The organism is Pseudodesulfovibrio alkaliphilus (genome assembly GCF_009729555.1).
Classification (GTDB): domain Bacteria; phylum Desulfobacterota; class Desulfovibrionia; order Desulfovibrionales; family Desulfovibrionaceae; genus Pseudodesulfovibrio; species Pseudodesulfovibrio alkaliphilus.
Genome location: NZ_WODC01000010.1, coordinates 55,878 through 77,903, shown reverse-complemented (window position 1 = coordinate 77,903; position 22,026 = coordinate 55,878). Strand labels below are relative to the sequence as shown.

19 protein-coding genes are annotated in these 22,026 nt (G+C 62.8%); 5 read left to right on the top strand and 14 right to left on the bottom strand.

The window, feature by feature from the left end:
• Positions 1-51: 51 nt before the first annotated feature.
• Together GKC30_RS13525 and GKC30_RS13520 are read right to left on the bottom strand one after the other, a co-directional pair.
• Positions 52-3,759, bottom strand: coding sequence for a DUF748 domain-containing protein (locus GKC30_RS13525; protein ID WP_155935501.1), 3,708 nt, complete (start codon positions 3,757-3,759; stop codon positions 52-54).
• A 200-nt stretch (positions 3,760-3,959) separates the two neighbouring features.
• Positions 3,960-6,383, bottom strand: coding sequence for a methyl-accepting chemotaxis protein (locus GKC30_RS13520; RefSeq protein WP_155935500.1), 2,424 nt, complete (start codon positions 6,381-6,383; stop codon positions 3,960-3,962).
• A 359-nt stretch (positions 6,384-6,742) separates the two neighbouring features.
• On the opposite strand from GKC30_RS13520, the gene GKC30_RS13515 reads away from it, so the two are divergent.
• Complete coding sequence (locus tag GKC30_RS13515) at positions 6,743-6,997, top strand: hypothetical protein (protein WP_155935499.1); 255 nt, start codon at positions 6,743-6,745, stop codon at positions 6,995-6,997.
• Positions 6,998-7,010: 13 nt separating this feature from the next.
• On the opposite strand, the gene GKC30_RS13510 is transcribed toward GKC30_RS13515, so the two are convergent.
• The 4 genes from GKC30_RS13510 to GKC30_RS13495 form a co-directional block, all read right to left on the bottom strand.
• Complete coding sequence (locus tag GKC30_RS13510; protein WP_155935498.1) at positions 7,011-8,666, bottom strand: DEAD/DEAH box helicase; 1,656 nt, start codon at positions 8,664-8,666, stop codon at positions 7,011-7,013.
• Between the two features lie 138 nt (positions 8,667-8,804).
• On the bottom strand, positions 8,805-9,023 hold the full coding sequence (infA, locus tag GKC30_RS13505; protein ID WP_013513878.1) for a translation initiation factor IF-1: 219 nt from the start codon (positions 9,021-9,023) through the stop codon (positions 8,805-8,807).
• 86 nt (positions 9,024-9,109) lie between these two features.
• Complete coding sequence (rbp, locus tag GKC30_RS13500) at positions 9,110-9,373, bottom strand: RNA-binding regulator (protein ID WP_155935497.1); 264 nt, start codon at positions 9,371-9,373, stop codon at positions 9,110-9,112.
• 246 nt (positions 9,374-9,619) lie between these two features.
• Positions 9,620-9,919: a hypothetical protein gene (locus GKC30_RS13495; protein ID WP_155935496.1), complete on the bottom strand. Its 300-nt coding sequence runs from the start codon at positions 9,917-9,919 to the stop codon at positions 9,620-9,622.
• Positions 9,920-10,064: 145 nt separating this feature from the next.
• Between GKC30_RS13495 and GKC30_RS13490 the strand changes: the two genes are divergently transcribed.
• Together GKC30_RS13490 and GKC30_RS13485 are read left to right on the top strand one after the other, a co-directional pair.
• Complete coding sequence (locus tag GKC30_RS13490) at positions 10,065-10,517, top strand: hypothetical protein (protein ID WP_155935495.1); 453 nt, start codon at positions 10,065-10,067, stop codon at positions 10,515-10,517.
• 79 nt (positions 10,518-10,596) lie between these two features.
• Positions 10,597-11,400, top strand: a complete 804-nt coding sequence (locus tag GKC30_RS13485; RefSeq protein WP_367614144.1) for a tetratricopeptide repeat protein — start codon at positions 10,597-10,599, stop codon at positions 11,398-11,400.
• On the opposite strand, the gene GKC30_RS13480 is transcribed toward GKC30_RS13485, so the two are convergent.
• Genes GKC30_RS13480 through GKC30_RS13470 form a run of 3 tightly spaced genes read right to left on the bottom strand, consistent with a single transcriptional unit; the run spans position 11,379 to position 14,991 of the window.
• A complete protein-coding gene (locus tag GKC30_RS13480; protein ID WP_155935493.1) occupies positions 11,379-12,116 on the bottom strand; it encodes a dienelactone hydrolase family protein in 738 nt (245 codons plus the stop codon). The genes GKC30_RS13485 and GKC30_RS13480 overlap by 22 nt on opposite strands.
• Complete coding sequence (locus tag GKC30_RS13475) at positions 12,113-13,681, bottom strand: sialidase family protein (RefSeq protein WP_155935492.1); 1,569 nt, start codon at positions 13,679-13,681, stop codon at positions 12,113-12,115. Before GKC30_RS13475 ends, GKC30_RS13480 begins: the two co-directional genes overlap by 4 nt.
• 20 nt (positions 13,682-13,701) lie before the next feature.
• On the bottom strand, positions 13,702-14,991 hold the full coding sequence (locus GKC30_RS13470; protein ID WP_155935491.1) for a phenylacetate--CoA ligase family protein: 1,290 nt from the start codon (positions 14,989-14,991) through the stop codon (positions 13,702-13,704).
• Positions 14,992-15,126: 135 nt separating this feature from the next.
• On the opposite strand from GKC30_RS13470, the gene GKC30_RS13465 reads away from it, so the two are divergent.
• Together GKC30_RS13465 and GKC30_RS13460 are read left to right on the top strand one after the other, a co-directional pair.
• Positions 15,127-15,906, top strand: a complete 780-nt coding sequence (locus tag GKC30_RS13465; protein ID WP_155935490.1) for a prepilin peptidase — start codon at positions 15,127-15,129, stop codon at positions 15,904-15,906.
• A gap of 17 nt (positions 15,907-15,923) precedes the next feature.
• Positions 15,924-16,814 carry an alpha/beta fold hydrolase gene (locus GKC30_RS13460; protein ID WP_155935489.1) on the top strand — a complete coding sequence of 297 codons (891 nt, stop codon included), beginning with the start codon at positions 15,924-15,926 and terminating at the stop codon, positions 16,812-16,814.
• 51 nt (positions 16,815-16,865) lie between these two features.
• On the opposite strand, the gene GKC30_RS13455 is transcribed toward GKC30_RS13460, so the two are convergent.
• From GKC30_RS13455 to trpB, 5 genes are all read right to left on the bottom strand, one after another.
• Complete coding sequence (locus GKC30_RS13455) at positions 16,866-18,446, bottom strand: ArnT family glycosyltransferase (RefSeq protein WP_155935488.1); 1,581 nt, start codon at positions 18,444-18,446, stop codon at positions 16,866-16,868.
• 196 nt (positions 18,447-18,642) lie between these two features.
• Positions 18,643-18,891 carry a type II toxin-antitoxin system Phd/YefM family antitoxin gene (locus tag GKC30_RS13450; RefSeq protein ID WP_155935487.1) on the bottom strand — a complete coding sequence of 83 codons (249 nt, stop codon included), beginning with the start codon at positions 18,889-18,891 and terminating at the stop codon, positions 18,643-18,645.
• Positions 18,892-18,967: 76 nt separating this feature from the next.
• Entirely contained in the window at positions 18,968-19,858 is an 891-nt protein-coding gene (locus GKC30_RS13445) for an LAPAL motif-containing putative phage structural protein (RefSeq protein ID WP_155935486.1), read from the bottom strand.
• Positions 19,859-20,089: 231 nt separating this feature from the next.
• The gene (trpA, locus tag GKC30_RS13440; RefSeq protein WP_155935485.1) at positions 20,090-20,851 is read right to left on the bottom strand and encodes a tryptophan synthase subunit alpha; all 762 of its coding nucleotides are present in this window, start codon (positions 20,849-20,851) and stop codon (positions 20,090-20,092) included.
• An 11-nt stretch (positions 20,852-20,862) separates the two neighbouring features.
• Positions 20,863-22,026, bottom strand: a complete 1,164-nt coding sequence (trpB, locus tag GKC30_RS13435; RefSeq protein ID WP_155935484.1) for a tryptophan synthase subunit beta — start codon at positions 22,024-22,026, stop codon at positions 20,863-20,865.

The following is a 22,026-nucleotide window of genomic DNA, read 5'->3' as shown; positions in this document are numbered from 1 at the left end:
GGCGCGGCGAGCCGGGGCTGGATGGTCAGGGATGTGGATCATGAATGAATCCTACCGCAGCCCCAGGTCGGCCCGGTGCAGTGGCACACCCGTTCTGGCCGTGCGTGGGCCGCGACGGTCGGGCAGGGCCACTCGTCGCTCAAGGGCCGGATCGCGCTCCACGAGATGGAGCCTGACCGCCTCGGCCCGACGGCGTTCCAGTTGGTGCAGGTCGTCCTCGCTCACGGCAATGGCGTCTTTGAGAAACTTGCGCATCACCTCGGGCGGTTGCCGGTCGGCCACAAAAAAGGTGGTGGGCCGGGTGCCGGTCTTGTCCGGTTCAGCCTTGTACGCCTCATAGAGCAGGTCTTCGTATTCGTCGGGTTCGATGGTCATGGCCTCGACCGTGGTCCATGCCCGTTGCGAGGGGGGCAGGGAGCGGAGCTTGCGCTCCTTGAGCCGCTGGTTGAGAAGAATGTCCGTCAGGGCCTTGCGGTCGGCTTGCGGGTCGGTCACGCCGACCACTTCCAGGGTGAGACGTGGCCGGGCTTCGAGGGCCGTGGCGACAGTGTCGAGTTTGTGTAGGGCGGAGGCGCCCAGTTCGCTGCTTCCCGGCTCGAAGACGAGGCTGTCCATGTTCGTCGCGGTGCCGCCGAAGAGAGACCCGATGATGGAAAATGGCGAGGTCAGCGCCCGGGTGAACAGTCCGGCCACGGCCTTGAAGACAATGCCGTTCAAACGGAAGTTCGGGTCGTCCAGCCTGCCTCTGATGGGCAGGTCGATCCGCACATCCCCGTTTGCGTCCTGAAGCAGCGAGAGGCCGAAGCGGACCGGCACGTTGGGAACGTCCGGCCGGGTGTCTTTGGGGCCGAGGACCAGTTGCCTGACGAGGAAGGAGTTGTCGGCCTCAAGCATGTTGTTTTCGGTTTTGAAGATCACCTCTGCGTAGAGGCTTCCGTGCTCCACGGGGTGTCCCAGGTATTTGAGGGTGTAGGGAGTGAGGGGCGCGAGTTCCAGACCGCCCAGGCTCACGGCGATGTCGGTGTACAGGGGCACGACCGCAGGATTGATGATTCCCGTGGCGGACAAAGGCGTCTGGCCAAGGCTGGCACGCATGTCCATTTCTGGGCGGGAGTCGTCGGACCGGGCGATGTCGGTCAATGTGAGCCGGATGTCCTCCACCTTCGTGGAGTAGGTCGGGGCCACCGAGGCGTCGCGGAACAGGACCGTCCCCTGCTCCACGCTCACGGTGCCCACGCGCAGGGTCTGGAGAAAGCCTGGTTCGTCCTGCCCAGGTTCCTGTTCGGGAACGGCTGGTTCCGGTTCCGTTGCGTTATCGGGTGCTGCGGCGGGCGCGGTGTCGCCCTCTGGATCTGGCTGGGCGATGCGCAGGGCGGAGAGCAGGTTGACGCGGCCTTTTTCATCAAACTCCACACGGCCTCGCGGTCCGGTCAGGCGGATGGCCTCCACGGCGAGCCCGGCGGGTTCGCTCTCGAAAAGGATGCCTGTCAGGCCAAGGGCGTCAAAGCCGACAAGCTCGGTGCTCTGGGCGCTGGTGGGCGAGAGTTCCGCGAGGGAGGCATCGGTTACGGAGAGGTTGCCACGCAGAGTCAGACGACCCTCTTCAAGGCCGACGGCCATGGAAGACGTGGCCGCGCCGCGGGTCAGGGCCACATCGGCGAATTGCGAAAGAAGGGGGTTGACGGGAATGAGCCCGACATTGGACAGGGTGACGGCTCCGCTGGCGGAAAGGGGGGCGAGGAAACCTTCGGCTTTCAGCCCGATGGTTCCGCCGCCGCCCCAGACGGCCTTGAGGTCGCAGGTCAACGGCATGGATTCGCTGTCGTTTGGGGTGTGGTGGCGAGTGGAAATGTTCCGGGCTTCAAGGTCCATGTCGGACAGGGAGAACGAGGTTGCTCGCCCTGACGCAGGAGCCGTTGTCGTGTCCACCAAGGTGATGTTCCCCCGGCTCAGGCGCAGGCTGTCCACCCTGGCGGTCCAGTCCGGCTCGGCCGCCGAGGTCAGACCCTTCTGCGGGGCTGGCTCCGGTCCGGGGGCTGCCCGGTCATGCCGGGCGAAAAGGTCCACAAGGTCCACCCGGCCGGGTTCCTCCATGCGCAGCCACACATGCGGTCCTTGCAGCAGGATTTCGGCTATGACCACGGCCCCCTCGTCGCTGCTCAGGGAGACCCCGTCCACAGTCAGCCTCTGGGCGGATACAGTGGGGGTTTCGCTGTCCGGTATGCGCAGCCGCAGATCCGTCAGGGTGAGGGCTCCGTTTCGCAGGGACAGGCTTGGGGATTGCTTGTCTTCAAAGGTCACGGTGCCGCTTGCACCCAGTGTCGCGCTTTCCACAACCAGGGGCAGAGCCTGGGCGTAATAGGGGGCATAGTCGGCCAGTGCGATTCCTGCGGCGGTAACGGTTGCCGAGGCCGACAGGGGGGAGACCACGAGTTGGCCGTTGGCGGTGATGGTGGCAGGGGCTTTGGCACCGTCTTGGGTCGCGGGGGTGATGGTCGAGGTTGCGGCGAATGGCACGGGGGTTGTCCCGGTGTTTACATCCCGGGCCGTGACGGACAGGTCGGCCATGGCGCACGAGAAACCGCCGGGTATTGCCCGGTCGATCCACTCCACGCTGCCCGATGTCACTGTCAAGCTGCGAATGACGGCCTGGATGGCCTTGTCTTGAGCGCTGCCCCGGGAGTCCTCCTCCTTGTTTTCCTGGGCAGGGAAATACTGCTCCCAATTGATGCTGCCGTCGTCGCGGCGTATGACCCTGAGAGCCGGATTGTCCACGCTGAGTTCCGAGAGAGCGAGGCGCATGTCGGATGGTGAAAATCGTTCCAGCCTAAAGGATATCTGCCGGGCTGAGAGAACCTTGCCGTCCTGGGGCGAGGCGATCTCAAGATCGGTCAGGTTGCCTCCGCCGCTGATGAAGAGGTTGATGCGCCGGGCGTCAGGTCGTTCGAAGTTGAGGGAAAGGTCCGAAGAAAAGCGTCCATGGACAAGGGATAGGGGAGTGTCCGCCGGAGCGTAGGGCCAGTATTCGCTGAGGTCCACATCGACCGCGCCCAGGTGGAATTCGGTGTGCAGGGAGTCGTGAAAGGGGAGGGTGCGCCCTTCCAGAGTGACCGGGTCGCCATTGACGACGGCCGAGCAACTGGGCTGGGTAAATTCGCCGCGCAGGGCCTCGAAGCTGGAAGTGAAGGGAATGTTCAGATTGATTTCGGAGATGACGTGGCGTTTGTTGCGTGGCTGGTCGTCGAAAACGATGGTGGCGTTGCTCATCTCGAATCCATAGAGGGCAAAGGGAAAAGGGGCTTCTTCCCGGCCCCGTGCCGTATCCGTTTCACTGTCAGCGTGGAGCAGGTCCGAGATGGAGTAGCGACCGTCATCGTAGCGGGTGACGCTTACGGCAAGCTCGCGCAGGGTGAGGTCATTGATGACCGGAGCCATGTGCCAAAGGGACGCCAGGTCCGCCCTCGCGCTCATTTCGTCAAAGGAGAGCAGCGGTTCTTCGTCGTCTGGGGCGTTCGGATGTGCATCCACCCGGAATTCCCGCAGGGTCAGGCGCAGGGTCAGGGGGTTGAAGGCGATTTCGCCGAGGTGGATGGGCCGCCCCAAGGCTGCAGCGCCCTGGCTGACCACGGTGGATTTGATGATGGCCGGGAGCAGCAGGAACCCGGCCAGAACGTAGGCGAGCAGGGCGCAGAGCAGCCCGAAGGCCACGCGCCGCACCCTTGGGGTGGCCATGGGGATTTTGTCGAGAAATGCCAGCATGCTCGGGTCCGCAAAAGCTCCAGGTTTGATTTGGAAATTCAAGGATAGCCGATTCCGCCTCGCTATGCCATATGCGCCGCATGATTTTCCGTATCTTTTTCAATGGCTCCGGTCATCCGGCGCAGTGGCAGAAGGTGAAACGCCGGGCGCATACGGTTGCGCCCGGCGTTTCGGGGGGGGGTGTGGAGGAGGAGGTGTGACTATTGCGATGATATGGTCCGCAGCTCTTCTGCCAGTCCGGCCATGCGCCGGACTTCGTCCCGGGCGCGCTCCATGCCGTGGGCCGTGCTTTCGGCCACGCGGCTGACCTCGCTGACGGAGTTGCTGATTTCGTCGCTGGTTGCCGATTGTTCCTCGGCCGCGGTGGCGATGGCCCGCACCTGGTCCGCGCTGCTGTCCACCAATGAGCGGATTGCCTCGAGCGCCGCGCCGGATTCGTTGACAAGCTGGGTGGCTCTCTCCACCGCAGATTCGGACTCGCCGACAGCCTCGACATTTTCCCGGGTTCCCTGCTGGATGGCCTGGATGGCCTCGTCCACTTCCTTGGTGGCGGTCATGGTCTTTTCGGCCAGTTTGCGCACCTCGTCGGCCACAACGGCAAAGCCGCGTCCGGCCTCGCCCGCTCTGGCCGCCTCGATGGCGGCGTTGAGGGCCAGCAGGTTGGTCTGGTCCGCGATGTCGGTGATCACGCCGAGAACCTTGCCGATGCCGTCGGCCTTGCTACCCAGGCTGTCCATGTTTTCCCGCAGCGCAAGGGAGCGGGTGCGGACTTCGCCCATGGCCTCCACGGCGCGCTTGACCACGTCTGCGCCTATGTCGGCCCGGCCGCGTGTCTCATCGGCCTGACTGGCGGCATTGGCCGCGTTGGAAGCCACCTCGATGACCGTGGCGTTCATCTGTTCCATGGCCGTGGCCGTTTCCATGGCGCGGGATTTTTGCACCTCGGCCCCCTCGGATGCCTCGGTGACCTGGTCGAGCAGGGTGGAGGAGGTTTCGGCGATGGACACGGCAACGTGGGTGATGCGGTCGTTGACCTCGCTGATACGCTCCAGGTTGGCCTGGATGCCGCGCTCCTTTTCCACCAGCTCGGTGACGTTGCGGGCTACCTCCATGCGGCCGATGATCTTGCCCGAAGGATCGCGCAGCACGTCAGAGGTGGGCTTGATGGCGACCTCCTTGCCATCTTTCATGATATGGATGACATTGCCCTCGTAGTGTCCATCGCGCTGCCGACATTGATGGATGGGGCAGTCATCGGTGCCGCAAATGGCGGTGTTGAAGATATCGCGACAGGGAGTGCCCTTGAGGTTTTCGAGCTTTCGACCGCCAAAACGCGCCGTGGCCTCGTTGCCCACGATGATCCGCATGTTGTCGTCCACGGTGAATATGGGATCGGGGACGGCGTTGACGATGTACATGTAGGTTCTTACCTCGGTGAGGATGTCGCCCAGCTTGCTCATGAGCACGTTGAACCAGCGTGCGAGGTCGCCCATCTCGTCATTGGCCGAGTCGTCCAGCCGTTCGTCGAGATCGGCCCGGTCCTCGGCGATGTCGCGGATCTTGCCGATGACGGCCTGCACGGGCCGGATGACACTGCGGCTGATGAACAGCCATGTGACCAGGGCGGGCAGGATGAGGATGGCCAGGAGCAGCGAGCCGATGGTCATGCCTGCCGAGCTGATGATGGCCGCAGTGTCTGAAGTGTCCATGGCGTAGACGATGAGGCCGATCTGGTTGCCGTTGTAGTCGCGCACCGGGAAGGCGGACAGGGCCATGGAATCCAGAATACGCATTCCGATTTCGCGTGTGCCCTGGTCCAGGAGGTCGGTGGGCACCATGTCCGCCACCTTCGGGTCGCCGGAGTTGGAGACAAGGACGAATCGGCCGTCTGTCACCGGATACTTGACCGGGTCGTTGAGTCCACGAGCGATGTTGAGTCGGTCGGCATTCATGTAGAGCAGGAGCTGTCTGCCCTCACCCTCGGCCGCATTGGCCAGGATGGGGTCAAAGTCGAGCAGCACCTCCACCGATCCCAGCTGTTTGCCGGTCTCATCGCGTACCGGCGTCAGGCCCCGGATGGCGAAACCGCCCCGGCCGAGTTCTATGCCTTCCACGGGCTGGCCGGTGCGGTTGACATCAAGCACGGTCTGCCGGAAAGACCTCAGGTCGTCGGAGACATCCATCCATACGCCGTCGCGCTGAGTCTGCTGTTTGCGCCAGGCGCGCAACAGGCTGCGGGCGTTGGGAAGGTGGAAGTGGAGCTGGAGCAGTTCTCCCGACATGGCCGCCGCATGTCCGACATTGACCGGCCCCATCGCCGCGCGCAGAAAGGTGCGCGCCTCCTGGACCGAGGGGTCGTTTTCGTCGTTGATGTTCCCTTCCTGGGCCATGCTGAAGGCGCGAAGCACCTCCGGGGTGCTGGAAAACAGCGAGGCCATCTGCTTGGCCCGGCTGGATGCGGAGGCGATGGAGTGGGCCAGCTCGGCCTCTTTCTCGTGCACCATGCTCCTGACGAAGTTTTCCCGCAGCAGCCCCAGGTCCGTGCGCAGCAGGTACAGACTGGCGCCGCCGAGCAGCAGCACAGTCCCCAGCACGGGGAGCAGCACTTTGAGACGTATGCTCATTTTCATGATCTGAATTCCTTGGTTTCAATAACAAAGGCCCGGCGGGGAACCCCGGGAAACGGGCCAAACGACCAAAGGCCCCATGCCGGAGGGGCGATCAATGTGCGCTCCGCTCCGGCCTCAGGACATGCCATCCTTATATCTTAACTGAATCTCTGGCTCGATGACAACTCTTTGTGCAACATTGGTGCTATTGTGCAATGTTGAACAATCTTGTTTCTTTCCTGTTTCGTACCATGCGTTGATGGCTTCTTGCCTGTTTCTCGGACGGAAAGTACAGAGTTGAGTTTTTTCGGAGGAGTGTCTCGATGTTTTAACGATGGGATGTTTTGTATGCTATGGACAAAAATCGTTCAATTATGAGTATTCATCTGGCAGTGCGAACGGCCATATCCTCTATGGTCCATGATGCAATGGTTGCTGGAAACTCCGTCTGGATGATGCAGGATTCTTGCGTGGTGCTGAAGTATCCTTTGCTGGCTAAGTGCGCGGAGATGACGCTGGTCCGGCCATTTTCTCCCGGCGCAACGGGCTACTTATTGTTCCGAAATTCCCAAGTTGTAAAAAAAACGCAAAAGGCCCGTGCCGGGTGTGCGGCACGGGCCTGTCCATGACAAGGGAACGGGATTACCCCTTTCTTGGTTTGAAGGGCTTCACAAAGGGGCGCTTGCCTGGGCCGGGCGATCCTTTCTTGGGATACTCGCGGCGGTAGGGCGGTTTTTTCGACGGTTCGCCAGGTTTGATCAGGGGGTGCCCCTCGCGGCTGCGCACCCGGTCGATGACTGTCCGGGCCTCGGCAGCGGGTACGGTGAAGGTGGTCTGTTCACCCTGAACCCGCACATGCTGGATAGCCCATGGTTTGATGTTTGCCGTTTTGGCGATGAACTCCACGAAATCCCTTGGATTCATGCCGTCCACACGGCCAAGGGAGCAGACAAGGTCGGCCCGTCCCCGGGTGGCCGGGGTGATGGCGTCGATTTCGCGGTAGCTCGATTCCATCAACTCGTCGCCAAAGGCGTGTTTGAGCAGTGCGGCAATCACCTCCTCGGCCTCCCGTCCGTCGAGGAGGCCGCGGGCCATGGGCAGGTAGGGATGGTGGGTCTCGTCGTTCATGATGGCGTCGAGCCCGTGGAGCATGCGGCTCTTCTTGGTGTGGATGACATCGCTGATGCGCGGGAGCTTGGCCTTGGCGATATCAATGCCCGAGCTTTTGGTGATGTACATGAGTCTGCGGAATTCGCCGGGTGCGATCAGGGTGATAGCCACGCCTTCCCTGCCGGCCCTGCCTGTTCGGCCGGTACGGTGGACAAAGGTTTGCGGGTCCTGGGGAAGAGCGAAGTTGACTACATGGCTCAGGTCGGGCACGTCGATGCCGCGCGCGGCCACGTCGGTGGCCACGAGAATGGTCACGAGCCGTTTGCGGAAGCGACCGAGGATTTCCTCGCGTCGGGCCTGGGAGAGGTCGCCGTGGATTGGCTCGGCCGGGTAGCCGCGCTCGGTCAGGCGTCCGGCCACCTCGTCGGCGTCGGCGCGGGTGCGCGTGAAGACAAGGCCGTAGAAGTCGGGCTCGGCGTCCACCACCCTGCACAGGGCCTCGAAACGATCCGAATCGGCCACCTCGTGGAAAACCTGGCGGGTGAGGGGGGTATCGTTCTTTTCGGCCTTGACCGTGACCAGTTCATAGTCGCCCATGAATTCCCTGGCGATACGCATGACCTCGGCGGGCATGGTGGCCGAGAAGAGCAAGGTGCGCCGCTCCGGCCCTGTTGCCTTGAGAATTTCGCGCACGTCGTCCACAAAGCCCATGTTGCACATCTCGTCGGCCTCGTCGAGAACCACAAAGTCGAGCTGGTTGAGGCGCAGGGTGCCCCGGTCGAGATGGTCCATGATGCGGCCCGGAGTGCCGACCACCACGTCCACCCCGCTTTTCAGTGCTTTGAATTGCATGTGGATGGCCTGTCCACCGTAGACCGGCAGGACGCGCAACCGTTTGTTTCCCTTAAGGGAGTTGATCTCCTCGGCCACCTGGATGGCCAGCTCCCGGGTGGGGGTCAGGACGAGTGCCTGGACCCGTCCCGCGTTGGCCTCGGCGGTCTCGATGATGGGCAGGGCAAATGCCGCGGTCTTGCCTGTGCCTGTCTGGGCCTGACCGACAATGTCCACCGTGCCGCCAAGCAGCAGGGGGATGGTTCGCGCCTGAATGGGGGTGGGGGTGGTGAAACCCTTGGATTCCAGGGCCGCAATGGTTTCTTCTGAGAGGCCCAAAGCCTTGAATTCGTTCATGATGTCCTTGTTGCCGGTGTAGGGCCGGCCAGTGAATGGCGATGGAACCGCACAAACCCGCATCGCATACGTTGCGACAAGGGTGCGGGTCAATGGCGCCTGCTCAGAGGCCGCATGGCGCGGCCCGAGAGCGGGAAATTAGCGGGGGCGGAAGGTGATGCGTCCGCGGGTCAGGTCGTAGGGGGAGAGTTCGACGGTGACGGTGTCGCCGGGCATGACGCGGATGCGAAACTTGCGCATCTTGCCGGAAATGTGGGCGAGGACGGAGTGACCGTTTTCGAGTTCGACGCGGAACATGGCGTTGGGCAGCGCTTCTTCGACGGTGCCCTGGACGGTGATGCCTTCTTCTTTGGCCATATATGCTGTATCCTCCTTGAGGGGACGGGAAAAGCCCGCCCCGTGGGGGCGGGCTGGGGTTGCCGTTTTCGGCGTAGGTTCGGTGACTACCAGCGGGGACGCTCGGGACGGGGGCGGGCTTCGTTGACCTTGATGTTGCGGCCTCCGAAGTTGCTGCCGTCCAGGTTCTCGATGGCTTCGAGCGCACCCTGGTCTTCCATTTCCACGAAGCCGAATCCGCGAGGACGGCCGGTCTCGCGATCATTGACGAGTTTGACGGAATGCACTTCGCCGTAGGTCTCAAAGGCTGTGCGCAGTTCTTCTTCCGTACAGCTCCAGGGCAGGTTGCCCACATAGATGTTCTTGGCCATTCGTACAGGTCTCCAGAAAGATGTAAGAAAAGTGTTCTCTGTTGGCGACATGTCGCCCGGTGAACCGGATCGAGGCCATGCGAATCGCACAAGCGTCCCAAATACCTCAAACTGTCCACCCATCGTCAACCGGGGTGACGATGCCGCAGCGTGTCCCCATGGACGGCGCCGACTACCGTAGTAAGTGGCCTTACGCTTTGAAGATAGTCCAGTCAAGGGAAAATTGCCGTTGTGGCCCATGTTTCTTCAGATGACCGAGGCCATCTCCTCGAACAGCCTGTCGGGATCGTACAGTCCGGGGTGCTTCACGTCCAGGGCGTCCATGGTCGTAAAAAAAGCGTCCCAGCCCTCGATCTCGGCCGCCTTGCGTTTGTCCACGAACACTTTGAAGATGGTTCCCCGAGGGCATTTTGTCAGATTGAGTTCAAGCACTCCGGCCGGGGTCATGTCGGTCCAGACGGCGGACCATGAGGATCGGTCCCCTTCGGTTTTCTTGAATTTTTCATGGTACGCTTCGAAAATCCGCTCGATATCCGCCCTTTCCATTCCTCACCTCGCTTTTTCTCCATCATGCCTGAAAACCAGTGTTGCGCCAAGTCTGTCCAGGTGTTTGCCAGCAGGCCGGTTTTGTTTTAGTTTCCGTCGCAGGTGCGCGGGTTGCGGCCGGGATTCTTGACGGCGGGAGGTGGGCGTGCAGGCAGTTGTCAGATGGATGGTCATGCCCAGGCGTCGCGACGTTGGCATTGTCAACGCGGGGCTTGGGGTCTGGATGGGCGTGGAGGGATACGGTCCCCTGGATTCGCGGCGGCTGCAGGTCTGTGTTGAAGGGGTGTTTTCCTATTGCGCCGGGTCCATCCTGTCGTGTGGGTGTGGGGGGGAAATCGTCGTGAGTCTGTTCAGGGCGGACGACGACCTGCGGGTGCTCATGCAGCACGGCGGCCCGGCCGGCGAGTGGGACGAATGCCTCAAGCTTGATGGGAAACCCCCTATCAGGCGGACCAGTTTTGACGCCATGGGTCTGTTCATAGCCCGGGAGATGCTGCACTCGCTGACCTGTGACAGCCGCTACGACGTGGCCACAGGCAGTCCGCTGAGAACCTACGAAATGGTGTACCGGCCGATGGCTTTTCCCGTTCGGTCCTGAGAAGCGCACACGGTTCGTCTTGCCCGCCGGGTCGGGACCGGCTATGGTCCGTCCTGACATTTTTTTGTCAGGGGGGCGCGTGAGGGGCGATTGCGAGATCATGGGAGTCTACTCCCACAGCACCAAATACGAGTACAAGATCGGCCAGCGAGGCTCGCGCTACCGGCACGGCACCTATTGGTTCGTTCGCAGGCGCGGCGAGGACATGTACGAGGTCCGGCCCCTCAACGCCAACCATATCCCATCCGGCGTCTCCCGGCTCATTGATCGCGACGAGTTCCTTACATACTATACCCCCGAGCTGACCTACTATCAGGAAAACACCCTGCCCTGCCTGGAGGCGCTGCGGAAGAAAGTCCGCATGGGCCGTCGGTACTTCAACCTCGGCCAGATGGACAGGGCGGAGCGGGAGTTTTGCAGCGCGGTCCTTATGCAGGAGGATTCCGTGGACGCCAATATGGCCTTGTCCGAGGTCTACGCCGAGCAGCAGGAATTCACCAAACTGCGTACCGTGCTCGACAAGTTGCTCAATATCGACGAGGTCTTTCGCGAGGAGCAGCGACACCGCTTCAACGAGTTCGGTATTAATTTGCGCAAACAGGGGCGGTTCGACGACGCAATCCGCTTTTACGCCAAGGCCCTTGAGGTCAATGAAGACGACGAGAACCTGCACTTCAACATGGCCCGAGCCCTGCACGGCAAGGGACGGGACGAGGCGTGCCGCGAGCACCTCGCCCGGTGCATGGAACTCAATCCGGAGATGGCCGAAGCCAGGAGCTTTCTGCGTTCTCTTGATGCAGTGCGGGCCGAGGAGAGCAATGGCGAGCGGGCTGCGGGACGGGGCGATGGCGGCAAGGAAAATTATGTGTTTTCGCTGAAGTAGGCAAGGGCCGAATTCCAGGCGGCGCGGCTGGTCCGTTGACAATACCACGATCCGGTGGATGGGTCGTCCGGCTGGCTCGCGTTGGCAAATCCGTGGCCTGCGTCCTGGTACATGACGAGGCGATAGTCCACCCCGGCCTCGCGCATCTCCCTCTCGAAGACAGGAATCTCCTCCAGGGGCACCACCGTGTCGTGGGCGCCGTGGATCACCAGAATCCTTCCCTTTACGTCCCCGGCGGCGCAGGGCAGGGGCGTGTTCAGGTAGCCATAGAAGCTGGCCGTGGCCAAAAGCGGCGCACCGGATCGGGCCAGCTCAAGAGCCGCGCATCCGCCAAAGGAAAACCCGGCCGCAAAGAGGCGCTCCGGGTCCACCGGACAGCGTCCTTCCCGTCCGAGATCCGCCAGGGCATCGAGTCCGGCCCCGGCGCGGTGGCGCATGAGCCGTCGATCCGTCCGGTAGACACGCGCCGCTGCCGAGGCCGCTTCTCGCGACGCGGGCCGTACGTCCTCTCCGTACATGTCGGCCAGGAGGACGGCGTAGCCTCGACGGGCCAAGGTCTCGGCATGGGGAAGCATGTACTCTCCCGGCCCGGTGAACTCGTGGATGAGCAGCACACCGGGTAGGGGGCCGTCTGCGGCCAGAACTTCGTTGAAAACCAGCGTGCCCGCCAATCGGGCGGGGCCGTGTCTGTACGGCAGGGGCATGTATGTAATCACGCGAAATCATCCTCGCAAATGTGGGTGCCCATGACGTGGGCAGAGTGCATGGGCTCGTAGCCCTGTTCGTCGCTGCCGCCGTGGTGGTAGGCGCAGAAGTATTCACCGTTGCCAAGGGATGCCCAACCCGAATAGCCGAAGTCTGGCGACACGGCGAAGCGGTCGTTCATCAGTTCCAGAACATGGGTTTGAACCCACTGGTCGGGCAGACCGTCAAGGGCGTCCCACTCCCAGGCGTAGGCTCGGAGCATGGCCGGTTCGTCGATACGCAGCTTGATCCGTTTCCAGGTGCAGTCCACCGCATTGTCTTCAAAGGGGTATGGTGCGCCGAAGAGGATGGCCCGTGTGTCGGCGTGGTCGTCGTCAACGCGCACTTCGGCCCGGCGTTGGCCGTTGGTGGAGAGGGCGACGCGGCCAGCGGCGTAGTCCAGCCGGATGGTGTGGAAGCGCCCCGGCTCAAGGGGCACGGTCGCACCTGTCTTGCTGTTTTGCTCCGAGGGGTCTTGCGGATCAGGGGCGGTCTCGATGCGGTCGGGAAAGAGCCGGAACCAGACGCCCAGGCGCAGACCGCAGCCGTTTGGCCCGGCATGGTCCACGCGCACCTCTGCCTCAAGGGTGGCCCTGGCCGAGCGGGGGTCGGTCATGGGGCGCAGGGCGTAGCGGACCACGCTGCCCGGCCCGGGCTGGCCGCAAACGCGCAAGCCCTCGGGTGTCAGGCTCGGATTGGCCGGGTCCGGGTGGCGACCGTGGACACGGAAGTCATCGGACAGTTCCTCCTCAGAGCCGAGCCAGGCGCAGGTGCCTCCGTCCGGGCCCACGTTGCGGTAGGTGACGAGCAGCTTTCCGTCCCCGGTCAGCCCCAGGGTCGGGCGGTGGCCGATGAGCGGAGTGGGTGCAGGGTCGGACCATGTCCGGCCCAGGTCGCGGCTGACGCACAGGTACATGGGCTCGTAGACAAAGCTGTTTTCGCGCATCAGGGCCAGCAGGCGGCCATCGGGCAGCAGGGCCATGGAAGCCTCGCAGAGCACGAGGTTACGCGGGCGGGCGACGACCGAGAGGGCTGTCCAGGTGCAGCCCGCGTCTTCGGAGCGGTAGACCATCTGCTCGGTGTTGGCCTGCCGGATGGCCGGGTGGTCAACGGTGCCCCGGTGCTGATGGCCGGTGGTCAGCAGCGCGCCGTCCTCAAGCTCGATGGGGCGGTCAAGGAGGGCGTGGTGCAGCCCTTTGGGCGTGAGCGTGTCCCAGGTGCGGCCCAGGTCGCTGGTGAGATACAGGCGCGGCCCGGCGTCGTCCGTCATGATCAGTCGGCCGTCGTGCAATGGGGCGATGCGCGGACAATGGCTCCAGGGAACATCCATACGCATGGCCTCGCCAAAGCTGCGGCCGCCGTCGGCGCTCTCCTTGACGAGCAGGGCGCGGCGCGTACCCACATGCTGGTCATATTCGTTATAGGCGACGATCAGACGACGATCTCCGGTGCAGACCACATCGGGAAAGCAGAGATAGTGGCCTTCACGGCGGTCGATGACCGTGTGGCGGTCCGTGGCGTTGGTCAGGCTGGGCATGTTGTCGGGTGCGAAGCGGACTAGTCTTCGCCTCGTTCGTCCTGGACCCGTTTGGTTTTGGCGAAACTGCGCGGCAGCTCTCCGGGGCCGAGGATGCTCACCTCGCTGCGGACCAGGATGTGCTTGCGGATATCGTTGGCCACGGCTCTGGCCAGCCTCTCGTCGTTGTCCGCGCTCGCGTCCGGGGTGCGCTCCACGCGCACGGCCATGTGGTCCAGACCCTCGCGGCGGGTCAGGGAGATTTGGTATTCTGCCGAGAGTTCCGGGAAGCCTTCCAACACCGAGCCGATCTGGCCGGGGTAGATGTTCACGCCCCGGAAGATGAACATGTCGTCGCTGCGGCCCATGATCCTGTCGATGCGCGGCATGGACACGCCGCAGGGGCAGGGGCCGGGGATGAGCCGGGTCAGGTCGCGGGTGCGGTAGCGGATGAGGGGCGAGGCCTCCTTGCGTAGCGATGTGACCACCATCTCGCCCACCTCGCCCGGAGCCACGGGCGCAAGGGTCTCGGGGTCCAGGATCTCAAGGATGAAGAGGTCGGCCCAGTAGTGGATGCCCTCGTGGGCCTCGCACTCCAGGCCCGTGCCCGGGCCATAAAGCTCGGTCATGCCGATGATGTCGAAGCTGTGTTCAAGGCCGAGGGACTGCTCGAACTGGCGGCGCATCTTGGGGGTGTGGGTCTCGGCTCCGAAGATGGCCCGCTTCAGGGCGAGGCGCTCGGCCAGTCCCTGTTTGTGCACCTCCTCGCCCATGAGCAGGGCCATGGACGCGGTGGAACACAGGCAGGTGGACTTGAGGTCCGTCAGCATCTGGAGCTGAATCTCCAGCAGACCGGGACCGACAGGCAGGGCCATGGCTCCGAAGCGTTCGCAGCCGAGCTGGAATCCGGCCCCGGCTGTCCAGAGTCCGTAGCCCACGCAGATCTGCACCCGGTCCTCGCGGGTCAGACCGGCCAGCTCGAAGCAGCGGGCGAACATGTCCTTCCACAGATCGATGTCGCTTTGGGTGTAGGCCAGGATCTTTCGCTTGCCCGTGGTGCCGCTTGAGCCGTGGATGCGAACCACATCCCTCTCGGGCACGGAGAGCAGGGGCATGGGGTAGCCGTCCTTGAGATCGTCGGCCGTGGTGAAGGGCAGCTTGCGGATGTCGTCCAGGGAGGCGATGTCGCCGGGAGCGATGCCCATGGCCTCAAGGCGCGATCGGTAGAAGGGACTGCCGCCAAAGGCGTGGTTCACGGTCCAGACAAGACCCTCAAGCTGGATGGCCGCGATCTGGTCCTCTGTCAGGTCCGGTATGAAACGGTGGCGCATTGCTGAACTCCTTGGTGCGTTCGGCGGCAGCGCCCCTTGTGTCGGGCGCGGGAATCCGGTAGCTCTTTGGGGTGGCCGCCCAGTGGGTATTCATGCAGCAAAAGCGGCCGATCATCAAGCTTGGAAAGGAGAATCATGGAGAGCATGCCGGGCTGGCTTTTCTTCCTGGTGGCGGGCGTGGCGGGCCTGGAGCTGGGAGGCATGGCCACCATATTCATCCAGCGGTGGATCGACGAGCGGCCCATGCTCAAGCCGCTGCGCTCCGCCTGTCCGAGCTGCGGACACACCCTCTCGTGGCGCGACACCATTCCGGTGGTCAGCTTCTTCGTGCTCAAGGGGCGTTGCCGCCACTGCGACGCGCCCATCGGCGGCCAGTACATGCTGGTGGAGCTTTCCTGCATGGCCTGGTCCCTTGCCCTGGCCCATCACTTTGGTCCGGGACCGGAGTGGGGCATCTATCTGGTCCTTGGGGTCATGTTGGTGGCCGGGAGCTTCATCGATTTCGAGACCATGATGCTCCCGGACCGCGTTACCCTGGGCGGCGCCGTCCTGGCCCTGGCTGCGGCCCTGATCCTGCCCGAACCGGGCTGGCTCGACAGCATGGCCGGAGCTGCCTGCGGGGCCGGGTTCTTCTGGCTGGTGCAGCACGCCTACCGGCTGTGGCGCAAGGAGGAGGGGATAGGGACCGGCGATGTCAAGCTGATGCTCATGATCGGGGCCGTCACCGGCCTGACCGGGCTGCCCGTGGTCATCCTGGCCGCTGCCGCGACATCTGGCGCGGCCTGCGCCGTCTATCTGCTGCGGCCCGGCAGCAAGGGGCTTCGCACCCGTATCCCGTTCGGCCCCTTTCTGAGCCTGGGCTGCATGCTCCACATACTCTACGGGCAGCATATCCTACGCTGGCTTGGTCTGTAACAAGGAGGAACAGCCGCATGCGCGGACGCTACGCTCTGCTTCACCGATTCGCGTTGGCGACCCTGGCCCTGTCGGTTCTGCTTGCCGCTTGCGCCGGGCATCGCATTGAGCCCATCCCGGCCTGGCCGCTGCACACCGTGCAGGTGGACGATGCGCAGCTCGCCTACCGGGTTGCCGGCACGGGCCCGCCGTTGCTCCTGATCATGGGCTACGCCGGAACCATGGACATATGGGACGCCACCTTCGTGGCCCGGCTGGCCAAGACCCGGCGGGTCATCCTCTTCGACAACCGGAACATGGGCCATTCCACGGCCTCGGACGCGTCTGCGAGCATGGAGCGCATGGCCCGGGACACCCTGGGACTCATTCAGGCCCTGGGTCTTGACCGACCCGATGTTCTGGGCTGGTCCATGGGTTCCATCATCGCCCAGGAGATGGCTCTGGCCCGGCCCGATGCCGTGGGCAAGCTGGTTCTCTATGGTTCGGCCTGCGAAGCCGGCCCGGTGCTGGAGGCCGTGGACCGCATGAGAGCCCTGAGCCACGAGCGGTTCATGGCCGAGCTGTTCCCGGCCGAGTGGGCGCGGCGCAATTCCGACGTGTTCGCCAGGCTGCCGAACCCGGCCCTGCCGCCTTCCCCCGAGGCCCTGGCCAGCCAGCGCGAGGGTCTTCGCCAGTGGGCCGGCACGACCGACAGGCTGCCCGGCCTGCGTGGCCCGGTGCTGCTGTTGGTCGGGGAGGAGGACGCCATCACCCTGGTGCAGCAGAGCGTGACCATGGCCGGGCTGATTCGCGGGGCGTGGCTGGCCCGTTTCGACGGCGGCGGGCACTGGCTCATGTACCAGAATCCCGAGGCAATGGCCGATGTGGTGGAGACGTTCCTGCGCACCCGGCAGGATCTGCTGGACTGATTCGTCCGGCCCGGAAGGGCCGACCATGAAGGAAAATCCCGGAATGACCGATCAGTAGCGCCCGGACGGCTCGCGGGGCCATTCGCCCCGATAGCCCCGGCACAGGTGGAGGGTGAACTCCCGCGCCGGACTGCCCCGGAAGGTGGAGGTGTAGTGGATGGGAGGGCTCACGGACTCGAACAGGGCGTGGACCGGCTCCGGCGCCTCGCCCTGGAAATTTTTGCGGACCATGATCGCATCCCATCCGGTGCGCTCCAGGCCCGGGCCGGGCCAGATGTCGTACTGGTTCATCCGCCGGTCCGAGCCCCACAGGCAGAAGGTGATGGGTTGGTCCGGGGCATAGAAGGCCAGGGCGGCCGTGATGTCGTACTTGTCGCTGAACAGGAACGTCCGGTCCGGGTGTGCGAATTCCGCCTCCGCCAGTCGCCGCGTCTCAAGGCCCAGGTCGTCCCAGCCCTTGAGCCGGTTGGTGATGTTCCAGGCGTCGGGAAGCGGAATCAGCGGCGAGGCGAAGATGAGCAGGGTCACTCCGGTCGCCGCTCCCGCCAGGGCCAGCCGCGCCCTGGGCGAGCGCTGCGGGTTCTCCCACCACCCCTTGAGGGCCATGCCGCCCAGCACGCTCGCGCCCATGAAGGCGGCGGCGGTCCAGTTGGCCTCGGTCTTGGTCTTGAACGCCCACAGGGTGATGGCCCCCCACAGCGGCCAGAAAAAGAGCGCGGATTGCAGGTCGCGCCGGTAGACGCGGTCGAACGAGCCGATGGGGCCGAAAAAACCCTTGCGCACCGCGTGCCAGCCGCCCACCATCACGAAAACGAACCACCACGGTCCCATCAGCCCGATCTGCGCCCCAAGCATCTCAAGGAAAGGCAACACCCGCAGCGAAAACGGCCTGGCCTCGCCCGTGGAGAGCTTGGCCACATGCTTGAAACCCACCCAGTCGTGCTGCATGTTCCACAGGATAATGGGCAGCATGCCCGCTGCCGCGCCTGCCGCGCCCGCCAGCACGAACCGTCGCCAGAACCGGGGCGGCAACTGCCCCCGCAGATGCAGAATGGCGGCATAGATCACGGCCAGTCCCAAGAAGGCCAGCATCATGTACTTGGCCAGAATGCCCACGGCCACACACACCCCGAGAATCACGAAGGGCACGTTCGAGGGTACGCGGTCCGGCCTGTTGCGCGTGGCCGCAGCCAGGGCGAAGAAGGCCACGGTCCAGCACAAGATGAGCGGGTTGTCCGTAGTCATCAGGATGCCCAGCCCGTTGAGCAAGGGCATGGTGGCGGCCACAAAGACCACATACACCGCCAGCCGATACTCCCGCCAGACCCGCGAAACACCCACATACAGCGCTGCCTGGATCGCGCTCATGCCGATCACCGCGCCGAACCGGACCCCAAGCTCGACACTGCCGAAGACCTTGCACCACAGCCCGATGATCCCGGCGATGAGCGGCCCCTTGGAATAATACGAAAGCTGCGGCCTGCGAATCCAGTCCCAATACTGGGCCTCGTCCTGCACCAGATTGAGCTGGCCCGTGACCACAAACCAGTACCGGACCGCAAACGACGCCGCGATCACCACAAAGGCGATCACGTCCAGACGCGGAGAATAGGATTCGTTGACAGGCTGCATAAATGTCAGGGACAGGTATAATACCTCCGCCCCCATGGCAAGCCCGAGGATGGTGGAAGCGCCTCCGGCGGCCGGGAGAAGGGAGCGGGGAACCTTTTGAGAAAGGTTCCCCGCTCCCTTCCCCCGGACCCCCATCCCTCACCCCTCCAAAACTTTTTGTGTCGCTTCGCGGGGGGAGGTGGGGCCATCACTCTTGCTAACGACTGCGTATTTGGCAGCGACCCGCCTGGGCCGCCCGGATGCTCTCTCGAAGCCGCGCCGCATTGGCAGGGCTCTTGAGCAGATACGCGCTCTCCATGATGCTGTTGTAGTCCCGCAGCGACATCATGACCACGGCCTCGGCATTGCGCCGCGTGATGATGATCGGTTCGTGCGAATCGCATACTTCGGCCATCTTGGTAGCCAAATTCTGGCGGGCGTAGGTGTAAGTGATGGATTCGGGCATGGGGGTCTCTATTGCTGCTCAGCCAGTAGACAGGTCGGGGGCGGGACGATGGCGTCTGCACACTCTGTGTGGTTGGTCACTCATCCATTGGGAGGTGGAGGCTTTCGTTAACGACTTTGAGGCTATCAATTTCATATGTTGGTGGACTCGGTTTTCTATTTCCTGCTTTAATGGTTGAGATTTTAACAATATTAGCGGCGAATCTCATTTTAAAAATTTCCTTGGCAGGATGCTGCTTGATTTTGTGCAAAAAAACATTGTCCAAAATTATAGCAGTGAATTTTCGCCCAGTTTCTTTCCCCTCAAACTTCCATTCCTGATAATTACCAATTGCTACCACAGTGAGAATGTCGTCATATTCTTCTACTGTGGTTAAATCTTCAGGGTGTACCTTGAAATAGGGTCTATCGAATTTGGTGATCTGGGCTTTTGCATTTATACCGCCATCAATCTGGACTTCGTCAAATCCACTCTGTTCAAGGAATAACGTCATATCATCAAGAGACAATTTAAAATCTAAGTTTGCAATAAGCTTAAGAAGGCGTCTTTTTTCTTCATCTGACAATTTCGAACCAGTTACCTTCTCTTCAAGAAGGTTAGAATCACCATTTGATTCTTTAAACAGGTTGATAACATAGGCGTAAGTGCTTTTTATTGCATTAGATGGTTTGTATTCGTGATAGGTGTCGATGGTAGTTACGGAAGCATACAGGCCGACCGCCGCAACTGCCATCCCAGCGAACTTAAGTATTGCACGAAGTGAACCTTCCTCCTCAGCGACAATTTCAAGGGTAACTTCAATCCGAAAAAGCTCTTTGTTTAGCCGAATAAAGGATTCATTAAAACCCATCAACGATCGGGCATACCACTGGACATCCATAGTATGGTTGTCAGTAGCTTTGCCAAAAAAAGTGAGCGATAGGAAATCTTCGATTGACTTTTTTTCTAAAAAGGATGCTTGGTCCATTCCGCCCCTCAGAGTGAAGATATGCCACGCTATAAGGAATCGTTAAGATTCAATATAAGCACAGCGAACACAAATAATCAAGATTTGTGCCCTCAATCTTTCCCTCCCCCCCCCCCCCCCGCCAAAAAGTTTAGGAAAAAGGGGGATGGGGGTCCGGGGGAAGGGAGAAAAGAACCCTTTTCAAAGGGTTTTTTCCCCCTTCCCCCGGCCGCCGGAGGCATCTCCATCCCCCTATTGCCAGGGCTCCATGAATTGGGTGCTTGTGTGGCCGGTGGCGATGTGGGTGATGAGTGCGGAGCCGAACACGGCGGCGTCCATGAGTCCGGCGAAGCTGGCGAGCTGGTCGGGGTGTTTGATGCCGAATCCCAGCGCGATGGGGATGGTGAAGATGGACCGGGCCTCGGCGAGTTTTTCGCGGATGCGTTCGGGCAGGGATTCGCGCTGGCCGGTGGTGCCGAGGACCGAGACGAAGTAGCAGAAGCCCTGAGCGTCCTCGGCGTAGAGGCGCATGCGATCAAGGCTGGTGTTCAGGCCGATGAGCGGGACCAGGGCGACGTTGTGGGGGGCCATGGCCTGCTTGACGAAGCCGGATTCCTCGTGGGGCAGGTCGGCGATGATCAGGCCGGAGACTCCGGCGGCGGCGCAGTCTGCGCCAAAGGCGTCAAGGCCGTACTGATAGACGGGGTTGAGATAGCCCATGAGCAGCAGGGCGGCGTTGAAGCTGCCCTTGCGCGCCTTGAGGCCCTCGAATATCCAGGCGAGGTCGATGCCGTCCTCAAGGCATTTGAGGGACGCTTTTTCCACGACCGGGCCATCGGCCACGGGGTCGGAGAAGGGCATGCCTATTTCGATGACGGCCGCGCCTGCGGCGTCGAGCTGTTCGAGTTCCTTCCAGAACTGATCGCGGCTGGGGAATCCGGCGGGCAGGAACGGGATGAGGGCGACCTTGCCCTTGGCCATGGCAGCTTCTATTTTCGATTGCATGGGATTCATTGCATATTCTCCTAAAGGATGGAATCGACGATGGCCATGTCCTTGTCGCCGCGGCCCGAGAGGCAGACGAGGACGGACTTGCCCTTGAGTTGGGCGCAATGCTCGATGGCGTAGGCCACGGCGTGGGACGATTCCAGCGCCGGGATGATGCCTTCGCGCCGGGAGAGGGTCATGAAGGCGTTGATGGCCTGGGCGTCGTTGATGGTTACGTAGGTGGCGCGGCCGGTGGCGTGCAGGTGGGCGTGTTCGGGGCCCACGCCGGGGTAGTCGAGGCCGGGCGCGATGGAGTGCGAGGGCAGGATCTGGCCCTGGGGGGACTGGAGCAGCTTGGTCTTCATGCCGTGCAGGATGCCGTCGGTGCCGAGGTTGAGCGGGGCGGAGTTGTCGCAGCCGGGTTCGCCTGTGCCTGCAGCCTCAACGCCCACGATGCTCACCGAGGGATCGGGCACGAAGTGGTGGAACATGCCGATGGCATTGGAGCCGCCGCCCACGCAGGCCACGACCACGTCGGGCAGGCGGTTGTTGTTGCGCTCCAGGAACTGCTGCCGGGCCTCGCGCGAGATGACCTGCTGGAACTCGCGCACCAGGGTGGGGAAGGGGTGCGGCCCGGCGGCGGTGCCGAAGCAGTAGTGGGTGGTTTCCTGGTCCGAGAGCCAGCGCCGCAGCGCCTCGTTGATGGCGTCCTTGAGGGTCTTGGTGCCGGACTCGACGGCCACGACCTCCGCGCCCATGAGGCGCATGCGGTTGACGTTGGGGGCCTGGCGGACCACGTCGGTGGCGCCCATGTAGACGAGGCACTTCATGTCGAGCATGGCGGCGGCCACGGCTGTGGCCACGCCGTGCATGCCCGCGCCGGTCTCGGCCAGCAGGGTGGTCTTGCCCATCATCTTGGCCAGCAGCCCCTGGCCCAGGGTGTTGTTGATCTTGTGTGCGCCCGAGTGGTTGAGGTCCTCGCGCTTGAGCCAGAGGTCGAGCCCCAGGTCTCGCGAGAGGTTGGGGCAGTGGGTGATGGCCGAGGGGCGGCCCACGTTTTCCTTGAGCATGGCCGTGAAGCGGCTCTGGAATGCCTCGCTGGGGAGGATGGCCTGCATGGCCTGCTCAAGCTCCAGAAGGGGCGGCATGAGCAGCTCTGGGATGAACTGGCCGCCGAAATCGCCGAAGTATCCTTTTTTCAT

What these genes read in the sequence shown, in the direction of transcription:
- GKC30_RS13525 (WP_155935501.1), bottom strand. Translation starts at nt 3,759, where the DNA reads ATGCTGGCATTTCTCGACAAAATCCCCATGGCCACCCCAAGGGTGCGG.
- GKC30_RS13520 (WP_155935500.1), bottom strand. Translation starts at nt 6,383, where the DNA reads ATGAGCATACGTCTCAAAGTGCTGCTCCCCGTGCTGGGGACTGTGCTG.
- GKC30_RS13515 (WP_155935499.1), top strand. Translation starts at nt 6,743, where the DNA reads ATGAGTATTCATCTGGCAGTGCGAACGGCCATATCCTCTATGGTCCAT.
- GKC30_RS13510 (WP_155935498.1), bottom strand. Translation starts at nt 8,666, where the DNA reads ATGAACGAATTCAAGGCTTTGGGCCTCTCAGAAGAAACCATTGCGGCC.
- infA (WP_013513878.1), bottom strand. Translation starts at nt 9,023, where the DNA reads ATGGCCAAAGAAGAAGGCATCACCGTCCAGGGCACCGTCGAAGAAGCG.
- rbp (WP_155935497.1), bottom strand. Translation starts at nt 9,373, where the DNA reads ATGGCCAAGAACATCTATGTGGGCAACCTGCCCTGGAGCTGTACGGAA.
- GKC30_RS13495 (WP_155935496.1), bottom strand. Translation starts at nt 9,919, where the DNA reads ATGGAAAGGGCGGATATCGAGCGGATTTTCGAAGCGTACCATGAAAAA.
- GKC30_RS13475 (WP_155935492.1), bottom strand. Translation starts at nt 13,681, where the DNA reads ATGCCCAGCCTGACCAACGCCACGGACCGCCACACGGTCATCGACCGC.
- GKC30_RS13470 (WP_155935491.1), bottom strand. Translation starts at nt 14,991, where the DNA reads ATGCGCCACCGTTTCATACCGGACCTGACAGAGGACCAGATCGCGGCC.
- GKC30_RS13465 (WP_155935490.1), top strand. Translation starts at nt 15,127, where the DNA reads ATGGAGAGCATGCCGGGCTGGCTTTTCTTCCTGGTGGCGGGCGTGGCG.
- GKC30_RS13460 (WP_155935489.1), top strand. Translation starts at nt 15,924, where the DNA reads ATGCGCGGACGCTACGCTCTGCTTCACCGATTCGCGTTGGCGACCCTG.
- GKC30_RS13455 (WP_155935488.1), bottom strand. Translation starts at nt 18,446, where the DNA reads ATGCAGCCTGTCAACGAATCCTATTCTCCGCGTCTGGACGTGATCGCC.
- GKC30_RS13450 (WP_155935487.1), bottom strand. Translation starts at nt 18,891, where the DNA reads ATGCCCGAATCCATCACTTACACCTACGCCCGCCAGAATTTGGCTACC.
- GKC30_RS13445 (WP_155935486.1), bottom strand. Translation starts at nt 19,858, where the DNA reads ATGGACCAAGCATCCTTTTTAGAAAAAAAGTCAATCGAAGATTTCCTA.
- trpA (WP_155935485.1), bottom strand. Translation starts at nt 20,851, where the DNA reads ATGAATCCCATGCAATCGAAAATAGAAGCTGCCATGGCCAAGGGCAAG.
- trpB (WP_155935484.1), bottom strand. Translation starts at nt 22,026, where the DNA reads ATGAAAAAAGGATACTTCGGCGATTTCGGCGGCCAGTTCATCCCAGAG.